The sequence below is a fragment of the Elusimicrobiota bacterium genome (assembly GCA_041660925.1).
Lineage (GTDB): Bacteria > Elusimicrobiota > Elusimicrobia > UBA1565 > UBA1565 > JBAZUV01.
This window is the reverse complement of the sequence record JBAZVI010000001.1, coordinates 442404-465217: the sequence shown is the minus strand read 5'-3', so window position 1 is coordinate 465217 and position 22814 is coordinate 442404. Positions and strand designations below refer to the sequence as shown.

Here is a 22814-nt window from a genome sequence, read left to right as displayed (position 1 = left end):
GGCATCTTGTTTAAACCCCGCCGGGAATCCCCGTTCAGGATTCCCGGCCCTCATCGGTCGCAGCGCGCGCGCAGGTCCTCGGCGGCCTGGTCCGCGTCCGAGGCGCCCTGCATCTCCTCCACGCTCGGCTTGCGGACGCCCTCCTGCTCGTAGAGCTCTCGGATGCGCCGGTAGAGGTCCTGGCGCAGGGCGATGCTCCGGACCTCGGAGCCGGGGTTGCGCGTGAGCCCGTGGGCGGAGAAGGAGGGCTCGCGCAGGCGGGCGGCCCAGAAGCGCGCTTTGAGCTCGAGCACGGTGGCCTGCAGCCGGTCCGACCGGGCCTCCCAATCCTCGCAGCCGGCCTTCCCTCCTCCGAGCGCGTCGCGCAGCGCGCCCTCCCCGGGCAGGGCGAGCGGCCCGGCCTCCCCGAGGTCGGGCGGGAGCACCACCACGTCCAGGCCGCCGAAGCCCGACTCGTCCCAGTCGCGTCGGACCTGCAGCGTCTCGGCGCCCAGTACCCGGGCGGTGACCGCGTCGATGAGGCGGGCGTTCACTTCGATGCGGCCGTCTCCAAGACCGAGGATGGAGCCGGTGAGGAGGCAGTCCACCCCGAGCACGCGGCCGACCTTGTCCGACTGGCGGCCGTCGAGGACGCCCTGCTGCGCGAGGCCCTGCTCGCGCAGGACCTTCTCGAGGAGGGTGCGCTCGACGACTTCGATGCCCGGCTGTCGGCTCAGGTGGGCCGTGATGCGTTCGGCCAGGGCCATGGACCCGCGGGTGTCCGTTCCCGCCACCGGGAGGAACGGCAGCACCGCGACGCGGCGCTTGAGCGCGCGCTCGGCGATGCGGGAGATGGCTTTGGCGGACTTCTCGTAGGGATCGGCGGCGCAGGAGGGGGGAGCGGCGAGCAGCGCTGCGGCGGCGCAGGTAAGGAACAAGGACCGGACCCCGTTCTTCGACACCCTCTCCCCCCGGAACTTCCAGCGACGGGCTGCCGTGCGCTCGGCCCCCCTTGCGGGGGGCCCGGCTTTGCTCGGCAGCCCGGCTGGCTTGGAGGGTGTCGTTCGCGGCGTCCGGCTCTCTCTGTAGCCCCGTGGCTTTGCGGCACCGGGTTTCCCCGGTTGTGCCCTGGACGATGCCTTACCAAGGATGTAACAGACGGAGAGCCGGACGTCCATTCACACGGGTGATAGGACAGGTATCATGGTTGTTACTCTCCGGGATCCTCCGACGGGGAAACCTCCGGGAAGCCCCCGAAAAAAGACCTTGCGCAGAGCCCATGCCGGGCCTATACTCATGGAGAGGCCGGCTACCCCGATGAAACCCCCCTCGGCCGCCTTGCTCGTCTTCCTGTTCGCCCTGCCGGCGGCGCGGGTCGTGCGCGCCCAGCCGGCGGTTTCGTCTTCCCCCGAGTACGCCGGCAGCCTTTCCTCCGCCCTGCTCGAGGACGCCGAGCTGCCCCCGGCGCCGGAGGGCCTCGACGCCTGGCGCGCGAACGCCCGAGACCTCTCCCAGGGGCGGCTCTCCACCGTGCCGCGAGAGGCGTACGAGAGCCGGATCCTCTCCTTCTGCTCGACGCTCGGCCTCGGCGACGAACGCGCGGGGCGGCTCCTGCTGCACCTGCGCGATCGCGTGCAGGGGCAGGCGTGGAAGCCGGAGGACGACGCTCAGCGCATCCGTCGTCTCGGTGCGAAGGACCACAAGACGGTCTCCGGGAGCCTCGACGCGCACGCCGCCGCGCTCGGCGTCGCGCACTTCGAGGCCGCGCCCGAGGGAGGCGTCGTCGCGGCCGACTCCGTCTTGGCCTTGCGGGTGCTGCGAGCGAACCTGCCCTTCGGCCGGGCTCCGCCCAAGACGGCGCTCCCGGACGCCGCTTCCGCGGACGCCCCTGTGCCCTGGAGCGAGGTCGAGAAGGTCCTCAAGTTCGGGCATCGGCCCTATCTTCCCGGCCGCACCGGCGACATGCTGGACGCGGCCATCCGCGAGCTGCGAAGTCCGCAGGGCCCCGCCGCCGTCGCCGAGGAGGTCACGCGCAGATCCCTCGAGAAGATGCAGCAGACTCCCGAGGGTCGCGAGGTCCTGCGCCAGCTCATCGGCGAGTTCGGGAGCCAAGGGAAGACCATCCTCGTGAGGTCCGAGAAGTTCGAGGGCAGCACGATCGACAGGAGCAACGGCTACGAGGGGGTCGTCGGCATCCGCGGCATGGCGTACACCGAGGATCTCATCTACGGATTCAACGAGTTGTATCTCAAGATGAAGGATCGGGAGGCGGTCGTCGACTTCCTCGCGGGGAACATGGCCCACGAGTTCCGCCACTTGGCCAATCGCGCGATGGTCAAGCGCCTCTCCCCCGACTCGCTGGAGGACGGCTTCGAGCTCTCCTTCGTCGACGAACAGCGCGCCCGGCAGACCGGTTATCTCGTCGCCGCTCGCCTGTCGAAGGACAAGGCCAACGACCACACTCAGGAGGCGGCATCGCTCGGGCAAGATTCCGCCGCCTTCTGGGACGACTTGAAGACCACCGGCTATCCGCGCTACCTGGACCTCGAGGAGATGAAGGACCCCGTGAAGGCCTACCGCGCCCGGCTGAAGGCGCTCGAGGAGGAGAAGCAGGAGACCTATCTCCCGCTCGTCCGGTTCAAGATCCCCCGGCTGCTGAGCGCGCTCGACGTCATGACGAAGAAAGAAGGGCTCGGGCCCGAGGGCGACACCGTGCGCAACGACGCCCGGGTCCTGGCCGCGACCATCCCCAACGACCTCAAGGATCTCGAGACGGCGATGAGGGACATCCAGGGGCTCCTCAAGCAGATGGAGGACCCCGCCCTCGCCCAGGCGCTGGCCCGCACACGGGAGGCCGGGGACTCGAAGGCCTTCCTGCGGCTCAAGGCCGATCTGGCCCGCGACCAGAAGAATCTGGAAGACTTGCTCCGGGTGAAGAAGATGCCGGCTCCAAAACCGCCGGCGGGTCAGCTCACCCGGGACCAGTTCTGGGCCCGCGTGAAGACGTCGGTGAAGGAGCATCCCCAGTACTGGACCGGATTCCTGAAGAAGTTCAAGCTGCCGGAGGAGAAATGAACGCCGCGCTAGCCGTCGTCTTCGCCGCCCTCGCCGCGGCATCCATGCCGTCTTCAGCGGGAGAGAAAGCCATGACGCAGTCCCCGGCCGCCAAGGCCTACGAGTGCAAGCCGCCGGCCGACTGGACGCGCAAGCCCGGCTCCGACGGCGGAGAGCGCTTCTCCAAGGGCCGGCTCAGCATCAGCGTCACCCGCTACGGCCCGGGCACGGCCTACCGCAGGCCCGAGGATTTCCTCGCGTTCCTTGCGACGATGAAGAAGGCCGAGCCGGCCGGGACCGTCGAGGTCTCCGGGAAGAAGGTCGAGCGCCTCGCGCGCAGTTACGAGCGCAGTCTCGGGGGAGACGACGCGCTCCCACGCAAGGACTGGGTCTACGAGGAGGTCGTGCTCCTGCGCCTCAAGGACGGGTTCTGGGCGCTGCGTTTCCAGAGTACCTCGCGGATGTATCCGGAAAAGCCCAAGGGGCTGCCGGAGTGGGAAGCTTTTCTGAAGGTTTTCCGTCTGCGCTGAAGGACGCCGGCGGCACGGCCGCCGACGGGGATCGGAAGACGCCATGAAGATCCTGCTCGCCGCACTGCTCTTCGCGCTCTCGCCCGCGCCGCTCCGGGCGGAGAGCACCGCCGCGCCCGTCCCCCCGCCGGTCGCGGCGGAAGCCGCGGACTTCAAAGGCGTCCTCGCCGAAGCCCTGCTCGCGGGCAGGGAGCTCCCGCCCGCCCCGGCCGAGAGCGCGGCCCTGCGCGCGCGGGCCGCGGAACTCGCGCTCGGCCGCCCCGAAGGGAAGACCCCCGCCGTCTTCGAGGGGGAGGTCCGCGCGCTGGCCCGGGACCTCGGGCTCGACGCGACACGGACGACCCGGCTCGTCAAGCTCCTCGGAGCTCGGGCCCGGAGCGCCGTGCCCGCTCGCAAGGCCGACGCCTCCGGCGCCGATGCGCGCGCGCTGAAGCCGGAGCAGGGGCTCAAGCTCCAGCTCAGCGCGCAGCTCAACGCTCAAGCGCTCGGTCTCTCCCAGGGCGAGTCCCTGCCGGGCGGCCAGCCGGCGGCCTCCCCGTCGCGCGGCGCGCTTGCGGGCCAGCCGCTGCCTCCCGCCCTCGCTCAGCCGATCCCGCCGGACCCCTCGCAGCCCGGCCTGCGGCTGAAGGCGGCGCCGATGCCGCAGCAGCCGCCGCAGACGAAGCCGCTGAGTTGGGAGGAGGTCGAGCGGGTCGTGGACGTGGGAGAGAAGCCGAAGGGCTGGCTCGATCGGATCCAGTACGAGCTCGCGCCCTACGTCGCGAGCTTCGACAGGCCGGAGTGGAAGGAGCAGCGCACGACCCGCAAGGCGCTCGAGCTCATGCAGACGACGCCGGAGGGTCGGGAGGTTTTGCGCCAGCTCGTCGACGAGCTGGGACCCAGGGGGACGCGCAAGGGCGTGAAGATCGAGGTCCGCGCCGAGGACTTCGGCGAGCGGAGCTCGATCTCGATGCGTGACGGGGTCGAGGGTATCCTCGGGGCCCGCGGGAGGGCCAGGTACACGCTGGCGCTCGACAAAGCGGACTATCACTACAGCTCGAAATACCTCGAGTTCAAGGACCAGGACATGGCGGTCACGATGCTCGCGGGGAACATGGCCCACGAGTTCCGCCACCTGGTGAACGTCGCACAGCTCAAGCGCCTCTCTCCCGAGGAAGCCATCCCTTATCAGCTCGCCTTCGTCAACGAGCAGCGCGCGCGCCAGACCGGCTATCTCGTCGCGGCGCGGCTCAACAAAGGCAAGTCCAACGACTATCTCAACGAGGCGAACGCCCTGAACCAGGACCCCGACGCGTTCTGGGACGACATCAAGCGCTCTCCGTCCTACATCCGGACGCTCGATCCCGCGGAGATGAAGGAGCCCCTCGCGGCGTACAAGAGCCGCCTCGAGGCGCTGCGCGAGGACAATCAGGAGACCCGCGAGAACATCTCCCGCAGCCTTCCCCGCGCCCTCGACGCGCTCAGCATCCTCGCGAAGAAGGAGGGCCGGGGCAAGGACGTCGCCGAGCTCCAGATGCAGGCCGCGGCGATGCTGAGGTCCTACCCCGAATTCCTCAAGGGCGGCGAGGAGCAGGAGCAGTTGATCGGGATGCTGGTCGCGCAGCTCGAGACTCCGAAGGGCAAGGAGTGGGCGACGATGCTCGCGAAGGCGGGGGATTCCGCCGCGTTCCAAGGCTACTCGGCCGACTACGAGCGCGACCGCCAGACGCTCGCGAAGGTCTTGAAGGCGACCCCCGCTCCGAAGCGCGAGCGTCCCGCGGGGAGCCTCACTTGGGAGCAGTTCTGGGCCGCGGTGAAGGAGTCCCGCGCGAAGCATCCCGCGTACTGGGTCGAGTTCGAGAAGAAGTACGGGAAGGATTAGCAGGGAATCCTGGAGGGATTCCCTGCTCTGCTTAACCGAGCTATTCCAGGCATCGAGTCCCTACCGAGGGAGGGCGGACTCGATAAGGGCCCGGACTTTCGCGTAGTTGGCTCCGATGTCCGAGCCCTCCGTCTTCGCCTCGAGCACGCGCAGGCGTTCGCGGAAGTGCTCCAGCACCGGCCGCGTCTGCCGCCGGTAGATCTCCATCCGGTTCCTGAAGACCTCCTCGGAATCGTCCATGCGGCCGCGCGCGAGGATGCGGCGCAGGAGCTCGTCGTCGGAGACCTCGAGCTGGATCATCGCGTCGATGCGGCCGCCGTCCTTCATCCAGCCCTCGATGACGCCGGCCTCCTCCAGGCGGCGGGGGAAGCCGTCGAGGATGAAGCCGCGTTCGACGACGTCCTTCTGGGCGAGGCGCTCGCGCACGATGCGGAGCACGATCTCGGAGTCCACGAGGCCGCCCTTGGCCATGGTCTCGGCGAGCCCGGGCACGGAGCCGGCCTGCGCGCGCAGAAGCTCTCCGACCGAGATGTGCACCATCCCGTAATCCTTGGCGAGCAGCTTGCCGAAGGTGGTCTTCCCGGAGCCGGGGGCGCCGGTGATGAGAAGGTGCAGCGGCTTCGCGGAGACGGGGCCGACGGCGGGGGGCGCCTCGAAGGCGGTCGGCGCCCCCCGCACCCCCCGTACCTCCTCTCCCACGAGGTGGGAGAGGGGGAGCACGGTGGGGAGAGACAGGGCGGGGGTCGTGACGGGAGAAACCTGCAGATTCTGGGCGAGGGGGGCGGCGATCGGCACGATGGAGCGCGGATCGGTCACCGCTCGCACCACACCTACGGCGCTCAGGCCCGCCGCAGGTGCGATGACGGGGACGGGGAGGACGACCGCCTGCTGCGCGAAAACGGGGCCGGGGAGGACTCCGGCCAGGAAGCTGTAAAGCGCCAGGCAGGAGGCGCTTTTAAGGAGGGTTTTGAGGCCCCGGCTATTCATACGCCAAGGATGCCCTGAAAGGGGGGTGCCGACCACCCTCGGGAGGCCTATTGAGGGGTGGGTCCTTTGGGAGGGGGCAGGGGGAGGGGGGTAATGTGCTGGGGGAGCTCGAGCGATTCTTTATGAAAACCAAAGGCCCGCTTGCGCGGGCCTTTGCTCCGAGCGGGACTTCCCCTACCCTGCCCTCCCCGTAGGGGAGGACATTATGGAAGAACGAGCCCCGATCTAAACGTCGACGGTTTCTTCGTGTCCGTGCCCGATCGCCCGCTTGAGGGGCTTGATCAGCGCGAACATGCAGAGGCCCGCGCCGGAGGCCAGCGCGCAGAGCATGATGAAGAAGCTCTCGTGGGACATCTTCTCCCAATAGCCCCCGATGAAGCCGCACATGTAGTTGCCGAAGAAGCTCGAGAGGAACCAGGCGCCCATGAGCATCGAGACCATCCTCGCCGGGGCGAGCTTCGTGACCAGCGAGAGCCCGATCGGGGAGAGGTAGAGCTCTCCCACTGTCAGGATCGCCGTGCAGAGGGTCAGCGACAGCAGCGACGCCTTGCCGCCGGCGGCCACGACGCGGGAGCCCGGGATGAGCACGAGGAAGGAGACCCCCAGCAGGATGCAGCCGATCGCCATCTTGGCGACGCTGGAGGGCTCGGACTTCCGCTTCTCCTGCCACTTCCAGAAGGCGAGGATGATCGGGGTGAAGACGACGATCATCGCCGCGTTGAAGGCCTGATACCAGGTCGCGGGCATCTCCCAGCCGAAGATCATCCGGTCCGTGTTGGCGTCGACCCAGAGCGCCAGGGTGTTGCCCTGCTGCTCGTAGGTCCCCCAGAAGATGATGTTGAGGACGCAGAGCACGATGAGCGCTCCGATCTTCTTCCACTCCTCAGGCGTCAGGGGTTCGACGGCCTTCTGCTCCGTCGCGGCCGCCTGCTTCATGACGTTGTCCGGCGCCAGGTGCCGTTGGCCCCAGAGGTAGGTGCACAGGCCGAGGATCATGCCCACCCCGGCGGCGCAGAAGCCCCACCGGAAGCCGTAGGTCTCTCCCAGGGTCCCGGCGATGAGAGGGGAGAGCGTGGCGCCGACGTTGATGCCCACGTAGAAGACGCTGAAGGCGCGGTCGCGGCGGTGGTCTCCCGGCTTGTAGAGATTGCCCACCTGCGTCGAGATGTTCGGCTTGAAGAAGCCGTTGCCGAGGATGAGCATGAGCATCGCGGGGAAGAAGAGCGCCTGCGACATCAGCATGAACTCGCCGATGGCCATCAGCACGCCGCCCACGATGACCGCCTTGCGCTGGCCGAGCCACCGGTCGGCGATGACGCCGCCGAAGAACGGCGTGAAGTAGACGAGGCCGGTGTAGAGGCCGTAGATCTGAGAGGAGAGGGCCTGGGTGCTCATCGGCCCGAAGACGCTCTCGAGAGCGGCCTTGAGCGGGGCGTAGCCGAACACCGTGGCGGCGGGGTCCCCGAGGAAAAGCTGCTTCGTCATGTAGTAGACGAGGAGGCCGCGCATCCCGTAGTAGGAGAAGCGCTCCCACATCTCGGTGCTGAAGAGGACGTAGAGCCCGAAGGGATGCTTGTCCGCGGGGACTTTCTCGGCGGGGGGGGTGTAGTCGCTCATGTCCGTTCCTCCAGTGGCGCATCCGATCGCACGAGGCGTCGGAAGCGCCACTTTATCTTTACCAAGACTCTCCGTCAATCGGGTCGTCGCTTTTCGACGCCTTCAAGGGGCGCACTCGGAGTTGCGCACGCGGAAAGCCGCGTCTTTTCGCGTGCGCAACGATATGGGACTACGGACCGCCAACGCCCTAGACCATTTAACTTCGTCCGCGTACCCCATCGGCCCAAACGCTCCTCCCTCTCGCGCATTAGAATCTCACTAGTAGAAGGACCATCATTCGGAGGAAGACATGCGCGTCCTGCTCTCGCTGTTCCTCGCACTCAACTCGGTCTCTCCGGCGTTCGCCCAGGTCGTGACCCATGCGGTCGCGAACCCCGGCGTCTCCGCCGCCGTCCCCGTCGTCCCCGTCGTGGGAGCTCAGCTCGGAGCCCCCGGCGCGGTGCTCGCGGCCCCGGTCTCCATCGTCGGCATATCGCTGCAGGCTCCGACGGCGCTCCCGACCGCTCTCCCTGCCGTGCGTTCCGCCGCGGCCTCCGCGCAGATCCCCGGCGCGGCCCTGCAGACCGTGGTTCCGGCCGTGATCGCCCCGCGGACTCCCGCGGCCCTGACCGCCGCCGTCCCCGCGGCCGCTCAGGCTCCGATGGCCCGGGCGGCCGAGCAGACCCGCGGCGTTGCGGTCCGCTTCAGCGACCTGATGCGGGACTTCGGCTCCGTCTCCGACTCCAAGGCCGAGGACGCGCACGGTCTCGGAGCCCGCATCATGAACCTCCTCGGCGCGGGCTCCGCGCGCGCCGTCTCCGACTCCTCCCCCGCGCCGAAGGCCGCGAAGAAGAACGGCCTCAAGCCCGCCAAGTCCAAGGCGTCTCCCAAGGCGGCCAAGTCCCCGAAGGCGGCGAAGGCCCTGAAGGCCGACGCGGCTCCGGCCGGCCTCAACGCGAACCAGCTGCGCATGATCCAGACGCTCGAACAGGTCGCCGCGCTCTACACCGAGCACTACGCTCCGGAGGACTGGAAGAAGGCCCAGTACGGCGTGGACCTCCAGAAGGAGTTCGAGAAGGCGAAGGCGCTCGTCGTCGCGAACCCGAAGATGGGCCAGCACGAGTTCCAGAAGCTCCTCGCCGACTTCGTCCATTCGACGAAGGACTACCACGTCGGCATCCAGTTCCACTCCACGGAGGGCGCCGGGCTGCCCTTCTTCATCCTCAGCTCCGAGGGGAAGTACTACATCGCCTACATCAACCGGCAGGCGCTCCCCGAGGCGAAGTTCCCTTATAAAGAAGGCGACGAGGTCGTCGAGTTCGACGGCAAGCCGGTCGCCGAGGTCGTGAAGTCGCTGACCCGCTCGCCCAACATCGCCGAGACCGACGCCCGCCTCGCGGAGATGTACCTCACCAACCGCAGCCGCCGCGTGGGCCTCGACGTGCCGAAGGGCCCCGTCGCGCTCAAGATCCGCACCGAGGACGGCGCCGTCCACGACGTGAAGATGGAGTGGAAGTACAAGCCGGAGATGGTCCCGGTGGACGTCCCCATCCGCGACGGCGGCATCCGCACTCAGGGCCTCGACGACATCGTCGTGACCCCCGGGCCCTCGCGGAGCTGGCGCGAGGCCCTGCGGGCGGCGATCCGGCGCCTCATCCCGTCGATGGCGCACCCCTACGCCCAGGTCTTCACGAAGGCGGCCGGCGAGAACGCCGGCAACGGCTTCATGATCGGCGCCAAGAACAGCTTCGTGCCCAAGCTCGGCCAGGTCGTCTGGAAGCTGCCGCCGCAGGTCGCGGCGCAGGTGCCCTTCGACGCCTACATCTACAAGAACGAGCAGGGCCGCAAGATCGGCTATGTCCGCATCCCCGACTACATGGGCGACGAGCAGGCGGCCGGCGTCTTCGGCCAGCTCATGGCGCAGTTCCAGAAGGTCACCGACGGGCTCGTCATCGACCAGGTCAACAATCCGGGCGGCAACCTGTTCTACATGTACACGCTGCTCTCGATGCTGAGCGACAAGCCTCTCTCCGTGCCCCAGCACCGGCTGCTCATCGACGAGAGCGATGCCGCCTGGGCGGCGGACGTGCTCCAGCAGGCGGGCATGCAGGCCGCGAAGAAGGCCTTCGACGAGGAGATGGCCGAGGAGACCGCGGGCTTCCAGGCCGACGAGGGCGAGTCGATGATGGAGGCGGTCGTCCGCTACGCCAAGTTCATCCTCAGCGAGCTCAAGGCCGGCCGCCGCTTCACGGGCCTGGTCGCGCTCTTCGGGCTCGACAAGCTCCCGCCGCAGAAGGCGGCGCAGTACACGAAGCCCATCGTCGTGCTCATCAACGAGCTCGACTTCTCGTGCGCCGACTTCTTCCCGGCGATCATGCAGGACAACAAGCGCGCCGTGCTCTTCGGCGTGCGGACCTCCGGGGCGGGCGGCGGCGTGAAGTCGCTCGAGTTCCCGAACCAGCACGGCATCGCCGGGCTCTCCTACACCTGGACCATCGCCCAGCGCGCCAACGGCCAGCCCGTCGAGAACCTCGGCGTGAAGCCGGACGTCTCCTACCAGCTCACGCCGCAGGACCTTCGGACCGGCTTCACCGGCTACGCGAAGGCCGTCAACGCCGCGCTCTCCGCGCAGCTGCCGGCCAAGAGCGCCGCCGAGATCGCCGCCGAGGACGCGGCCGAGAAGGCGGCGCAGGAGAAAGCGGAGAAGGCCGCGAAGATGACCCCCGCGCAGATGCTGGAGAAGCTCGCGCCCTTCATCGAGCAGAAGGGCAAGGCCCTCCCGCCCGCGGCCGTCTCGCAGCTCTCCGCGGTGTTCGGGCTGCCGGCCGGACTCGAGATGAAGGCGGTCGCGGTCCGCGGAGGCGAAGGTTCTCAGAACATGGCCGTCGCCTTCGGGAAGACGAGCCCGGCCGGGCTCTTCATCCCTGCGGGCTTCTTCTTCATGGGGTCCTTCGACAACACGCCCTACGGGTTCGTCCTGAACCCGTCCGGCGACATCGTCAAGGCCGGACTCCTGGACGAGAACCAGAAGCTCGTCGAGATGGAGCCCGAGGAGATGGCGGAGCTCATCGCGAACATCGTCAAGGTCTGGTCCGCCATCGTCTACATCGACCAGGTCGAGATCTAGGAGGTCCCCCGGGAAGCTCCCGGGGCGCTCCGTCATCGCCCCTCTCGCGCTTGCGCGGGAGGGGCGGATGATTTTTTGAAGGGGCGTTCTGTTTTTACCGTTCCGGGCGAGCATCTCCCTCCGCTTCATCTTTCGTGATTCTCGTCGGAGATTCCGCGTTTTTTCGCGGAATCTCCGACTTCGTTGACACCGGACCGGGTTTCGCCTAGAATGTCTCTAACGCCTTCCAACAGAGACCCGACATGAAACTCGCCCAGTTCGTGAAGTTCCGCGAAGAGAAGTTCGGCGGAGTCCTCTTCGAGACGCGCTCCGAGAAGGTCTTCACGCTGAGCCCGACCGGCGCCGCCATCGTCAAGGAGATCTCCGCCGGCGCGCTCGATGAGACGCAGGTCGCCGAACGCCTGCGCGCGCGCTTCCACGACGCCGCGGGCTCGCTCGAGGCGGACGTGCGCGAGTTCGTCTCTTCGCTGAAGACGAAAGGACTCCTGACGGACTAGAGGCTCTCCATGTTCGGGGTATCCGCGGCGGCAGCGCTCGGCTCCTCGGAACTCTCGGCCCCGCTGTACGTGGCCTGGCAGCTCACCAACGAGTGCAACCTCGCCTGCCTGCACTGCATCGAGGAGTCCGGGCCCGGCAAGGCGTTTCCCGACGAACTCGGCCGTGAGCAGTACCTCTCCGTCCTGAACCAGATCATCGAGGCGAAGGTCCCCTACCTCTGCTTCTCCGGCGGCGAGCCGATGGGGCACCCCGGCTTCTGGGACCTCGTCGAGCGCGCGACCGGCGCGGGGATCGGCCTGAAGGTCGAGACCAACGGACACTCGCTCGTGCCGCGTTCCTGCGCGCGGCTGAAGGCGCTGGGCGTCCAGTCCGTGCAGATCAGCATGGACGGCGTCACCCCGGCCTCCTACGGGAAGCTGCGCGTACACGGCCGCTGGGAGAACGCCCTCGAGGCCGTCCGCAATCTGCGCGCGGCGGGCGTCGAGGTCGAGGTCAACTTCTCCCCGACCCGCTTCAACGTGCATGAGGTGGGCCGCGCCATCGACCTGGCCCGCTCGCTGGGCGCCGTCGGCTTCTACACCGGCCGCACCATCCGCGCCGGCAACGCGGCCCGGAGCTGGGAGCTCATCGCCCCGAGCGAGGAGCAGTACGCGGAGTACTTCGCGACCGTGCGCGCCAAGGCCCTCGAGCTCGAGGGACGCATGCGCGTCTGCTACCACGAGCTCGGCCTCCTCGAGGAGCTCAAGTATCGTCTCGAGAACCCCGCGGCCATCCTCATCATCCTCCCCAACGGCAAGGTCAAGCTCATCAACGCCCTGCCCTTCGTCTGCGGCGACCTGCGCCGCCAGACCCTGAGCGAGGTCTGGGGGGGCTTCCGGCGCGGCTGGCTCCGTCCCGAGGTCGCCGGCTTCGTCGCCGAGCTGGAGAAGGACCCGACCGTCATCCGGCGCATCCACGAATGGGTGGAGCTAGGGCTCGCAGCGAAATAATATGATGAATTTGCCGGGTCGATATTGGAGCGAGACGAGGAACGAGGAGCGAGCATACCTGAAGGTATGTGAGCGACGAGAGACGAAGGCGCAGCCCAATAGCGCCCCGGCCCTTCGGGGAGGCCCCTCTTTGGCCGACTTCTTCGTTGCTCGTCGGTCACATAGCTCACGCTATGCTCCCTCCTCGCGCCTCGAATTCGGCTCAAAGCCGGGCCTCCAAATTCGTCATATTATTTCGCTGCGAGCCCTTCATTGAAGTTCTTCTCCGCCGTGCGCTACCGCTTCTTCCTCTACGCGGGCCTCCTGCCCTACCTCCTCGGCGCGGCGTGGGCCTACGGCGTCGAGGGGAGCTTCCGCCCGGGGATCTTCTGGCTGGGCCTGACGGGCATCGTCCTGGCGGTCGTCGGCGTCGAGACCTTCAACGAGTACTTCGACTCGCGCATGGGCACCGACCGCGTCTTCAACCCCTCCGACGAGGACCCCATCGGAGACGGGGTGCTCTGGGCCGGCTGCGCGGCCTTCGCGGCGGCCGCCGCCGTCGGGCTCGTCCTCGCCCGCGCGGGGGGCTGGCCCATCCTGCTCTATACCTTCCTCGGCGGGATCGCCGCCGTCTTCTACGTCGGCCCTCCGGTGCGCTGGGTCTATCGCGGACTCGGCGAGACGATGATCGCGCTCTCCTACGGCCCCTGGATGACGCTGGGCAGCCTCCACCTGCAGACGGGACGCTTCTCCTGGGGCGCGCTGCTCGCCTCGCTGGTGCCGGGCCTGCTCATCTGCGCGCTCGCCGTGGTCAACGAGATCCCGGACTATCACCAGGACCGGCTCGTGGGCAAGCGCAACCTCGTCGTGCGCCTGGGCCGGCGCAACGGCGTCTACCTCTACCTCGCGCTCGCCTCCGCCGGCCTCCTCGTGCCCGTGCTGGGCGCGCTGCTCGGCCTCTTCCCGAAGCCGGCGCTGCTGGCGCTCTGCGCGCTGCCCCTGCTCGCGCAGAGCGGCCGCGCCGCCCTCGGGACCTACGAGGAGCCCCGGCGCTTCGTGCCGGCGGTGCGCTGGGTCGTGCTGTCGTACGTCGTGGGGACCGGCTCCTTCGCGGCCGCGCTCTGGGCGGGACGATGGATATAGCCCGCCTCAAGTCCCCGCTCTTCGTCTCCTGGCAGATCACGCGCGAGTGCGACCTCTCCTGCCTGCACTGCTGCACCGAGTCCGGGCCCGGGCGGAGCCTCAACGGAGAGTTCACCCGCGAGGAGGCGCTGCGCCTGGCCCGGGACATCATCGAGTCCGGCGTGCCCTACGTGATGCTCTGCGGGGGGGAACCCCTCCTCGTCCCCTACTTCTTCGACCTTGCCGAGAAGCTCGGCGAGGCCGGCGTCCAGCTCAAGATCGAGACCAACGGCCAGCGCTTCGGCCTCGAGCAGGCGCGGCGCCTCGCGACGCTCCCCGTGCGCTCGGTGCAGGTGAGCCTCGACGGCGCCACCCAGGAGGCCTACCGGGCCGTCCGTCCCGGCGGCTCGCTGGAGGCCGCCGTGTCCGCCTGCCGCGCCGTGCGCGAGGCGGGCCTGCCGCTCGAGGTGGCCTTCGCGCCCTCGAAGGCCAGCATCGGCGAGGTCTCGGCGGTCATCGACCAGGCGCTCATCCTCGGAGCCTTCCGCTTCAACAGCGGGATGCTCATGCGCGTGGGCAACGCGACCCGCTTCTGGGAGCGCCTGGCCCCGAGCGAGGAGCAGTACCGCGAGTTCTTCGCGACCCTCGAGCGCCGCGAGCTCGAGCTCGCCGGGCGCATGGAGCTCTGCTACCGCCCGCGTTCTCTCGAGGAGGCCCTCGTCTCCCAGCTCAAGCAGCCGCCGGCCACCCTGCTCGTCCTGCCCGACGGGCTCGTCAAGGTCTCGGCCGCGCTCTCCTTCATCTGCGCCGACCTGCGGACGCAGACCCTTTCCCGCGCCTGGGCCGCGTACCTCTCGGCCTGGGCCCGCCTCAAAGATTTCGACCCCGCGAGCCTCGGCCTGCGGGGCGAAGCCGATCCGCCGCCCGCGAACTCCCGGGCGGCGAGCGGCGCGGAGCTCACCGCTCCCGCCGGAGCTGCGACGTAAGGAGATGTGATGAACGAGCAAACGAACGTGAACGAGAAGCCCGTCTGGGAGAAGCCCTGCCTGGAAGAAGTGTCCCAGCAGGTCATGGCCCAGCCGTACATCCGCTTCACGTGACGCACCGGAGGGGGGCCTCGGTCGATCAGTACGGGGCCCCCCTCTTCCTCGCCTGGCAGCTGACCAACCGCTGCGGAGCGCGCTGTCTCCATTGCTGCGAGGAGTCCGGTCCGGAGAAGGGCTGGCCCTCCGAGCTGACCCGCGAGGAAGCCCTGCGCGTCGCGCGCGAGGCCGCGGCGCTATCCATCCCTTACGCGGCCTTCGGCGGCGGCGAACCCCTGGGCGTGCCGCACTGCTGGGAGATCTTCGACATCCTGCATGCCGGGGGCACGCGGCTCAAGCTCGAGACCAACGGACTGCCCATCGACGACGCGGCCGCCGACCGGCTCAAGAGCTATGGGGAGCCCTGCGTCCAGCTCTCCCTCGACGGCGCCACGGCCGCCGTCCACGAGACCGTGCGGCCGGGCGGCGACTTCGAAGGCGTGCGCGCGGCCGCCCGGCGCCTCGCGCGGCGCGGCGTGCGCCCCGAGATCGTCTTCGTCCCCACGCGGCTCAACCTCGCCGACGCTCCGGCGGTCTACGAGGAGGCGGTCCGCCTCGGCGCGCGCGCCTTCGTCACCGGGCCGATGATGCGCCTGGGCCGCGGCGGCGCGGCCTACGACCGGCTCGCGCCGACGCCCGACGACTGGTTCCGCGCCGTGCATGCGCTCCAGGAGCTTCACCGCTCCAAGGGGGAGCCGCTCGCGCTCTCGATCTACCCGTGGGACATCTCCGAGGAGTGCCGCGTGCGCCTCGAGAGCCCGCAGGCGATGATGCTCGTCGTCCCCGACGGAAAGGTGAAGCTGCTCAACGCCCTCCCTTTCGCCTGCGCGGACCTCCGGAAGCACACGCTCCCGCAGGCCTGGGAGCTCTACAAGTCCGCCTGGAAGGACCCCTCCGTCGCCGCCTTCGTCCGCCGCATCCCCCGCGAGCCGAAGCTGCTGCAGCACGCCAACGAGACGTGGGAGCCCGAGGAGTGGGAAGCGCCCGAGGCCTGACGCCGGCGGCCCGCGGGCCTAGAAATCCATAGGCCGGATGGCGCCGGACGCTTCTCCCGAAAGTTCCACCTCGACGGCCCCGTCGTTTCGTTAGAATCCGCCCGTCATGAAGAACCTCTCCCGATTCTCCGTCGTTGCCGTCGCGCTGTCCCTTTCCCTGGCCTCCGTCCCCCTGCCGGCCTTCTCGGCCGCCGTGGTCGCGACGCAGGCCGTCGCGACCGCCGTGCCGGGAGGCGTCGCGGGCCTTCCGGTCGTCAACGCCGCCGCGAACCTCGGCGGCGCCCCGTTCCTGGCGCCGGCGTCCCGCATCACGGCGAGCGGCTCCCTGGTCCTGCCGAAGAGCCCGGTCGTCGAGGTCGCGGCCGCCGCGGCCGCTCTCGAGCGCGCGGTCTCCTTCTCGGCTCCCGAGGCTCCCCTCGCGGCGGCGAAGGCCTTCGTCCCCGCGGCGGCTCCGGCCGCTGCGTCCGGCCGCATCACGGCCTCGGGGGCGCAGGCGTCGAAGAGCGAGGCGGAGCTCGTCGACTCGCAGCGAGCGGCCGTCGTTCCCTCGAAGGGGAAGGGCCTCCTGCGGCGGCTCGCCGCCGTCCGACTGGGCGCGGAGGACGACCTCCGCTGCTTCTTCGAGAACTCCAAGGCCTCCCCGGAGCAGGTCCAGCCCGTTCCCGCGGGGACGGAGTCCGGGGGCCCCGCGTCCCTGCAGGACCTGCTGGTGGAGCTCAAGCTCCTCGAGCGGGAGCTCTCGGGCGAGATCGTGAAGAGGGAGCACTCTTTCCTCATCGAGCTGATGCAGCAGAATGCGCCGAAGGCGGCGGTCGACGCGCCCAAGGGCCTGCCGGGCGTCCTCGCCCGCCTGCGCCGGGTCCATTGGGACCATCTCGCCGTGGCGCCTTTCATCTACGCCTGCTTCTTCCCGGCCGTGCTCCTCGACGCGGTCGTGTCGGTCTATCAGGCCGTGTGCTTCCCGGTCTACGGCATCCCCCAGGTCCGGCGCGAGGACTACATCGCCTTCGACCGGGGCTTCCTCGCCTATCTGCGGCTCTTCGAGCGGTTCAACTGCATGTACTGCAGCTACTTCAACGGTCTCATGGCGTACGCTTCCGAGATCGCGGGGCGCACGGAGCAGTTCTGGTGCCCCATCAAGCACGCGCGCAAGCTGGCGGCGGTCCACAGCCGGTACGCGCACTTCTTCGAGTACGGGGACGCGGAGGGCTACCGCCAGGGCCTGGCGAACCTCCGCAAGGCCTACGAGGACGTCCGCCGGGGCCCGCAGGGGAATTGAAGCCGGGCCCGGCAAGGCGCTATACTCGCATCCTGACGGCGTCAGGCACCGTAACTTTCGCAACTTATTTAAATCAGATATATCGTTTCTTTCCGTAGGTGGAGCGATATAGCTGATTTATTCGCTCCGCCTCTGGCACCGATAAGTTGCGAAAGTTCACGTCTGACGCCGTTATCCACAGGACCCAAAATGACAATGCCTCTGGCGATTGAGGAATGGGAGCCGCGCATCGAGGCGCATCTGCGCGCGGCGTACGCCGCCCAGCCGCAGGACGGCGGCCACGACCTCCTGCACGTGCGCCGCGTCGTCGCGACGGCGCTCGCGCTCGCCGAGGCGGAGGGCGCGCGGCTCGAGGTCGTGCTCCCCGCCGCCTGGCTCCACGACCTCGTCGTCGTCCCCAAGGGGGACCCTGGCCGCGCGCAGGCCTCGCGTCTTTCAGGGGAGGCCGCCGTCCGCTTCCTGGCGGATGCGGGGTATCCCCAGGAGCTCCTCGAGGACATCCGGCACGCGGTCGAGGCGCACAGCTTCAGCGCGGGCATCGAGGCCCGCACCCCGGAGGCCCGGGTCGTGCAGGACGCCGACCGCCTCGACGGCCTCGGCGCGATCGGGATCGCGCGCTGCTTCGGCGTCGGCGCGGCGATGGGCCGCCCGCTCTACGCGGAGGGGGAGCCCTTCGCGGAGAGCCGTCCTCTCGACGACGGCGCCTACTCCCTCGACCACTTCTACGTGAAGCTCTTCAAAACCGCGGAGCGACTCACGACGGAGGCGGGCCGCGCCGAGGGCCGCCGCCGGGCCGAGACCATGCGCGCCTACCTCTCCGAGTTCCGGCGGGAGCTCGGACTCCCGTAGAGTCGGACTTGGAAACTTCCAGCGTTCTTCCTGGCTCTGCTGCGTAACCTGGCGGAATAGACCTAAAAGCCGGCGCGGGCTTCCCGCAGGGCTCATTTCCACGAGGTCTCCGGCGGGTAGTCTATCCTCGGAGGGTCGGCGGCCGAGCGTGCGCCCCCTTCAGAGGAACGAGAGCATGAAGACCCTGGTCCTTTCCGTCGCGCTGGCCGCCCTCCCGGGCACGCCGGCGTTCTCCCAGACCTATGCCGGTTCCGTCGCCGCGGTCCCCGCCGCCGCGACCGCCGCCGCCGGCTACTCCGCGACCGTGCGCATGAGCCCGATCGTCAGCGGCCTCACCATGCTGCGCGACGCGTTCTCGACCCCTCTGGCGAGCATCCTGCTTCCGGGCATCGCGCCCGTGAAGGTCTCGGCGGTCGTCAAGAACGCCGTCCTGCCCGCGCGCAGCGTCATCGTCCCCATCGTCTATAAAGGGAACGGCGTGAAGTCGAACGACCAGGACAAGACCTCCCCCGACGAAGTCCCCGCCGAGTACCCCGAGCGCACGCCGAGCGGCCCGGACTGGGTCCCCTCCGAGTTCCCGGAGCGCTCCGGCTCCGGCGACGGTCCCGACGACGGCGGCGGCGTGCTCTTCCGCACCTTCATCCGCGACACCCGTTCCTACGCCCAGCTCGCGGCGAAGGCGAAGAGCGGGTCGAAGTCCCAGGATTCGACGAACCCCGACGAAGTCCCCGCCGAGTACCCCGACCGCACCCCCAGCGGTCCCGACAACGTCCCCGACGAGTTCCCGAGCCGCGGCTCCGGCGACGGTCCCGACGACAGCGGCGGCGCCCTCTTCCGCGGCGCGCGCTGGTAGGAGCTAAACCGCTAGAATCGGGGCCATTCCGGTCCCCGAGGGACATTCATGCCGACGAAGAGTGCAAAGCAGCTGCTGATTGGGCTTCTCATCCTCCCGCTTCTCCTTCTGTTCAGCGCGTCCCGCTGCGTCTTCGCCGAAACGGCGAAATTCAGCGTCACGCTCGATAAGACGGAATGGGAGAACATCTTCGTTGGGCATTACGGGGAGACCCTGCGCCTTTACACGGACTGGACAGCAGAGGCAGAGTTGCGCGGCCCTGTCGAAATCGTCCGCTTTCATCAAAAGAAAGTTGATTTAGAGGACTATTATTCTCCTCCTTTCAACCCCACACCCGGGGAATACATCCCTGAGAACTTTACACGACTGCGGCTGATGCAGCTCAAGGTCATCCCAAAGAGCGCTTTGGGCGGACTCAGGCCATTGAGCAAGCTGAAGGAGACCAGAGAACACGAACTCGCCGCGGCTGGACTCGGCTACAAGATAATGAGGGTCGATTATCCTTGGCCGAAGGGGACCTTTTGGGTCTCTATTTCCACTCCCTACCGACTCTTCGAGCGGTATACACAGAGTGACGAACATATCTTCATCCTTACTGTCGGGGAGAATAAGGAAGATCCTCTTCTCACGAATCCAGCTGAACGAATTTCCGGAAGCTTATCGACCTATCTTGAGCAATTCCAACGAAAACTGATGGACGATGCCCTCGTGTATGAGAATCCCGTGATTCTCTACATATGGCTCTTGGTCTGTGCTCTCGCAGGCGCATTCGCATTGATGCCGCCCCGCCGACGTTGGTTGAGGCGGCTGAGTCTCGTCGGCAAGTCCTCACTCATCTTTGTGAACACACTTGCATTCATTGGGTGGTTGTTCATCCTGATCGGTTGGCGTTACCGTCTGGATCGCTGGGCTAACGACGGGACCGCGTTGATGTTCACCTCGCTCGTCATGCCCTGGGTCAGCCGTGGCATCTCGCTCCATCTTGGCGGACGCCGTCCCTGGCGGGTCTTCTCGTGGGTTGCAGGACTCTGTGTGTTGACGGGGCTATTTTCGTGGGCGGCGATCCCCGACTACCTCGATGGCAGACTACTTCTGATTGGGAGCACGAATTTCGCTTTTGCAATGCTGCTTCAGGCAATTTTGGGCGGACTCTGCGGCTTGATCCTGGGCTTGGCGCATGTCCCCGAGGATGATGAGTAGTCGCGCCTCCATCGCGCGGATCTTTCGGGTTATAGTTGCATCGTCTTGCCTCATCGGCTTTTCCGGCTATCCCCACCTGTATGCGGACGAGGGCCAGATTGTTTCTGTCGAGTCTACAGTCAACAACAAAAAAATCGATATAAAGGTCGGGGTGGGTGCCGATACCCCGGAGATTGTGCGTTGGAAAGTGATCGAAGCGCGCGGGAAGGGCGCTTCCCGGACGGAACTTCGTCAGAAAGTGCGCGAGCAACTGCAAATGAACAACAAGTTGCCCTATGGATTCCAGCGCGTTGAAGTGACGGGATGGGGGTCGACGGACGATACTGATGAGAAGCAACCGGGGATGTTCGACAAGCAGATCAAGATGTCCTACTACAATGATCCCAAAACATCCGATCGAAGTTGGTTGTCTAGGGAAGTCCTTCAGCCTGCTCGAGATTTTCTGTTTGATTCTGTAGGTGCGATTTCCAGTACCCGTGGGGCCCCCACCGATCGGAGCAGAAGAATCCTCGCCCCGTTGAAGGACGCTAAAATCAACGAGATTTTCGCTGACAGCTGGGGGAGCGAAGCGATATACGCCGGCATCCTCGCGGGAGATATCCCTCCCCCACAGAAGCTTTTCATTACGGATGTCCCGGAAGAGAATAAGGCGAAATGGCGGGCCTTGGCGAAATACACAGGGATCGAGGTCCATGTTGTCGGATTCCAATCAGATAAAGTGCGCATGGCCAACAACTCCATCGATCGCACCATGGGACTGGTTCATGGAGGTTTGCCGCGCGACCCCGAGAAATTGGATGCCTTGTGGGCGAGGCGATGTGAGGAGCGAAACGGGACCGGGTGTGCCGATCCCTCATCATTTGATGAAAAGAAATTCGATTATGATGTCGATATCATCCCACCCGGTCGCGAAAATATCCCAGGGCTGTTGATTAATCAGTTCCATCGAGACCATGACCGGATGCTTGGCTATATCCACCTGTTCAATCGTGGTCTTTTCAATAAGACCATCGAGCAACTGGATGCTCCTCGGATGGCACTGATCAAGAGCGAAGAGGGTAAGCTCCTCGCTGAGGCGTTGGCCGAGGCGCGCGTCCTCGTCGCGGACGCGAAGAAGACAGAGCGGCAGTATTACATCGAGCAACGCATTCAGCGTGCAAAGCAGGCCGTGATGAACGCCCGCATTAGAAAGGCCGCTGCGCTCGCCGAAAAGGAAGCCAAAAAGGCGGAGCGGCAGCGTCTAAAAGAGGAGGCCGACCGGCCAGTGAAGGCGGACGCCGCTTTGAAGGCCAAGGAGAAGGCCAGCGCGGACGAGGAAGCCGCGGCCTTGGCTCGACAAACCCAGGAGCAGGAGGCTTTGGCGAACATCCAGCGCAAGGCCGATGCGCTAGCCGCTCGGAAGCTCGAGGAAGCGCGCAAGCGACGCGAGGCCGAGAAGCGCGCGGAGGAGGATCGAAAGTTCTTGGAAGAGCGAAGGATTGCGAAGGAACAGGAAGAGAAGCAGATGGCGGCGGTGGCCGAGATGCAGCGCGAATTCGAAGAATCCAAGCAGAAGGAGTTGGAAAACGAACGTTTTTACCGTGAGCAGATGCAGAGACTTCAGGCGAGTGTGAGAACGGGAGGGGATTCCCAGTGTTCGCGCAGTTGGGCTGCGGACATGGCCCTGCCTGCGCTGGCGCAGGCGCTATGTCACGGCTCGGTGATCGATGAAAGCCAGTTGGGGAGTTCAGGCTCCAGAGCTGTGTCGTGCATCCTCGATCCCGGGCGATACACCGACTCCGTTATCGAGAGTTCCGTCGCGCGGGAATCGGGGTGTGTTGCCGACCTGATGCGGGACCTTTACCGGTGGATGAGGATGCCTTCTTCGCAGCGGCCGACCCCGGAGTCCATTCGCGAACGGGTCCGTTCGCTGCGCGAATCCAATGCGCCCGGCGTCCCCTCGCAGAATCCCGAGGCTCCTTCCATCCCCATCGAGAGCGGCGGGAAGCCTGACCTCGGGCCTTGCGGCGACGCGGGGAGCTTCTGCGGCGGGAACCGGCCGACGATCCGGCTGCACTGAACCCATGCCTGGAGTCATCAGATGATGAACGCTTTCTTCGTTATCGTCGTGCTGGCATCCTTCTCAAGTGCGCCGGCTCGCGCGCAGACGCGGGAGGAGCGCGCCTTCGTGTTCGTCGGGCAGGCCCGCGCGCTGCGGGTCGCGGACAACTCCATGTCCATGGCGAAGGAGTGGCGCCGCCTCGAGGACGAGCGGCGCGCGAAGCTCGAGCGCTGGCTCAAAGACGCGCAGAAGGAACGCGAGGAGCGGATCCACCAGGGACAGGAAGAGGAGCTTGAGAAGGAGCGGCAGATCCGCGTGCGCACGGGCGGCTGGGCGCCGTGCTACTCCGGCTGGCCGGCGGAGAGCACGCTGGGCCTGCAGGCCTCCTTGCTCTGCGCGGGCGCGTCGGCGGACGAGTGGACCGCGGGAAGCTCGGGCTCCGAGGCGACGACCTGCGTCCTCGACCCCGCGCTCTATCCCGACGCGGTCGTGGAGCGGCTCGCCGTCCGGCGCTCGGGCTGTGCGGCCACTCTTCTTCGCGACCTCTTCGGCTGGATGATGACCCCGCCGCCGGCTCGGCCGAGCCCGGCGGAGATCGATGAGCGGGTCCGTGCGCTGCGCGAGGCCCGCGGCCTCTCCGACGCCGTCCCGCCCAAACCGAGCGGAAAGGGCCCGACGCCCAGATAGGACCTCGGCCCGCGCCCGAACGCAGGCGCGGGGATTGCTTCCCTTCTTAAAGTTGTAGAATTTTCATACCGTCCTCGCCGAGTCCGCTGGAGGCGTTCGTACCGCT

General features: G+C 67.3%; 18 protein-coding genes and 1 riboswitch. Of the genes, 15 read left to right on the top strand and 3 right to left on the bottom strand.

Going from position 1 to position 22814, the window contains the following annotated elements; translation table 11 throughout:
• Positions 1-50 precede the first annotated feature (50 nt).
• The gene (locus tag WC969_01950) at positions 51-917 is read right to left on the bottom strand and encodes a CsgG/HfaB family protein (protein MFA6028596.1); all 867 of its coding nucleotides are present in this window, start codon (positions 915-917) and stop codon (positions 51-53) included.
• Between the two features lie 94 nt (positions 918-1011).
• Positions 1012-1117, bottom strand: a riboswitch (cyclic di-GMP riboswitch).
• Between the two features lie 179 nt (positions 1118-1296).
• Here WC969_01950 and WC969_01945 point away from each other — a divergent pair.
• The 3 genes from WC969_01945 to WC969_01935 are packed head-to-tail and all read left to right on the top strand — an operon-like array spanning position 1297 to position 5424.
• Complete coding sequence (locus WC969_01945; protein ID MFA6028595.1) at positions 1297-3054, top strand: hypothetical protein; 1758 nt, start codon at positions 1297-1299, stop codon at positions 3052-3054.
• The gene (locus WC969_01940) at positions 3051-3563 is read left to right on the top strand and encodes a hypothetical protein (protein ID MFA6028594.1); all 513 of its coding nucleotides are present in this window, start codon (positions 3051-3053) and stop codon (positions 3561-3563) included. Before WC969_01945 ends, WC969_01940 begins: the two co-directional genes overlap by 4 nt.
• Positions 3564-3606: 43 nt before the next feature.
• Complete coding sequence (locus WC969_01935; protein ID MFA6028593.1) at positions 3607-5424, top strand: hypothetical protein; 1818 nt, start codon at positions 3607-3609, stop codon at positions 5422-5424.
• Between the two features lie 60 nt (positions 5425-5484).
• On the opposite strand, the gene WC969_01930 is transcribed toward WC969_01935, so the two are convergent.
• Both WC969_01930 and WC969_01925 read right to left on the bottom strand, forming a co-directional pair.
• The gene (locus WC969_01930) at positions 5485-6411 is read right to left on the bottom strand and encodes a nucleoside monophosphate kinase (GenBank protein MFA6028592.1); all 927 of its coding nucleotides are present in this window, start codon (positions 6409-6411) and stop codon (positions 5485-5487) included.
• A 225-nt stretch (positions 6412-6636) separates the two neighbouring features.
• The gene (locus WC969_01925) at positions 6637-8028 is read right to left on the bottom strand and encodes a peptide MFS transporter (GenBank protein ID MFA6028591.1); all 1392 of its coding nucleotides are present in this window, start codon (positions 8026-8028) and stop codon (positions 6637-6639) included.
• Positions 8029-8317: 289 nt separating this feature from the next.
• Between WC969_01925 and WC969_01920 the strand changes: the two genes are divergently transcribed.
• From WC969_01920 to WC969_01865, 12 genes are all read left to right on the top strand, one after another.
• Positions 8318-11134, top strand: a complete 2817-nt coding sequence (locus WC969_01920) for a protease-like activity factor CPAF (GenBank protein MFA6028590.1) — start codon at positions 8318-8320, stop codon at positions 11132-11134.
• Between the two features lie 242 nt (positions 11135-11376).
• Positions 11377-11631, top strand: coding sequence for a PqqD family protein (locus WC969_01915; protein ID MFA6028589.1), 255 nt, complete (start codon positions 11377-11379; stop codon positions 11629-11631).
• A 9-nt stretch (positions 11632-11640) separates the two neighbouring features.
• Positions 11641-12621, top strand: a complete 981-nt coding sequence (locus WC969_01910) for a radical SAM protein (protein MFA6028588.1) — start codon at positions 11641-11643, stop codon at positions 12619-12621.
• Between the two features lie 252 nt (positions 12622-12873).
• Positions 12874-13743, top strand: a complete 870-nt coding sequence (locus WC969_01905; GenBank protein ID MFA6028587.1) for a prenyltransferase — start codon at positions 12874-12876, stop codon at positions 13741-13743.
• Positions 13734-14708 carry a radical SAM protein gene (locus tag WC969_01900; protein ID MFA6028586.1) on the top strand — a complete coding sequence of 325 codons (975 nt, stop codon included), beginning with the start codon at positions 13734-13736 and terminating at the stop codon, positions 14706-14708. The genes WC969_01905 and WC969_01900 overlap by 10 nt, the downstream gene beginning before the upstream one ends.
• 110 nt (positions 14709-14818) lie before the next feature.
• On the top strand, positions 14819-15799 hold the full coding sequence (locus WC969_01895; protein ID MFA6028585.1) for a radical SAM protein: 981 nt from the start codon (positions 14819-14821) through the stop codon (positions 15797-15799).
• A 106-nt stretch (positions 15800-15905) separates the two neighbouring features.
• Positions 15906-17078 (top strand): hypothetical protein, encoded by a 1173-nt coding sequence (locus WC969_01890; protein MFA6028584.1) that lies wholly within the window; start codon positions 15906-15908, stop codon positions 17076-17078.
• A gap of 195 nt (positions 17079-17273) precedes the next feature.
• Entirely contained in the window at positions 17274-17927 is a 654-nt protein-coding gene (locus WC969_01885) for an HD domain-containing protein (protein MFA6028583.1), read from the top strand.
• A 175-nt stretch (positions 17928-18102) separates the two neighbouring features.
• Positions 18103-18780, top strand: coding sequence for a hypothetical protein (locus WC969_01880; protein MFA6028582.1), 678 nt, complete (start codon positions 18103-18105; stop codon positions 18778-18780).
• Between the two features lie 48 nt (positions 18781-18828).
• Positions 18829-19980: a hypothetical protein gene (locus WC969_01875; GenBank protein ID MFA6028581.1), complete on the top strand. Its 1152-nt coding sequence runs from the start codon at positions 18829-18831 to the stop codon at positions 19978-19980.
• A complete protein-coding gene (locus WC969_01870; protein MFA6028580.1) occupies positions 19970-22039 on the top strand; it encodes a hypothetical protein in 2070 nt (689 codons plus the stop codon). Before WC969_01875 ends, WC969_01870 begins: the two co-directional genes overlap by 11 nt.
• Before the next feature lie 21 nt (positions 22040-22060).
• Positions 22061-22708, top strand: a complete 648-nt coding sequence (locus WC969_01865) for a hypothetical protein (GenBank protein ID MFA6028579.1) — start codon at positions 22061-22063, stop codon at positions 22706-22708.
• Positions 22709-22814 lie beyond the last annotated feature (106 nt).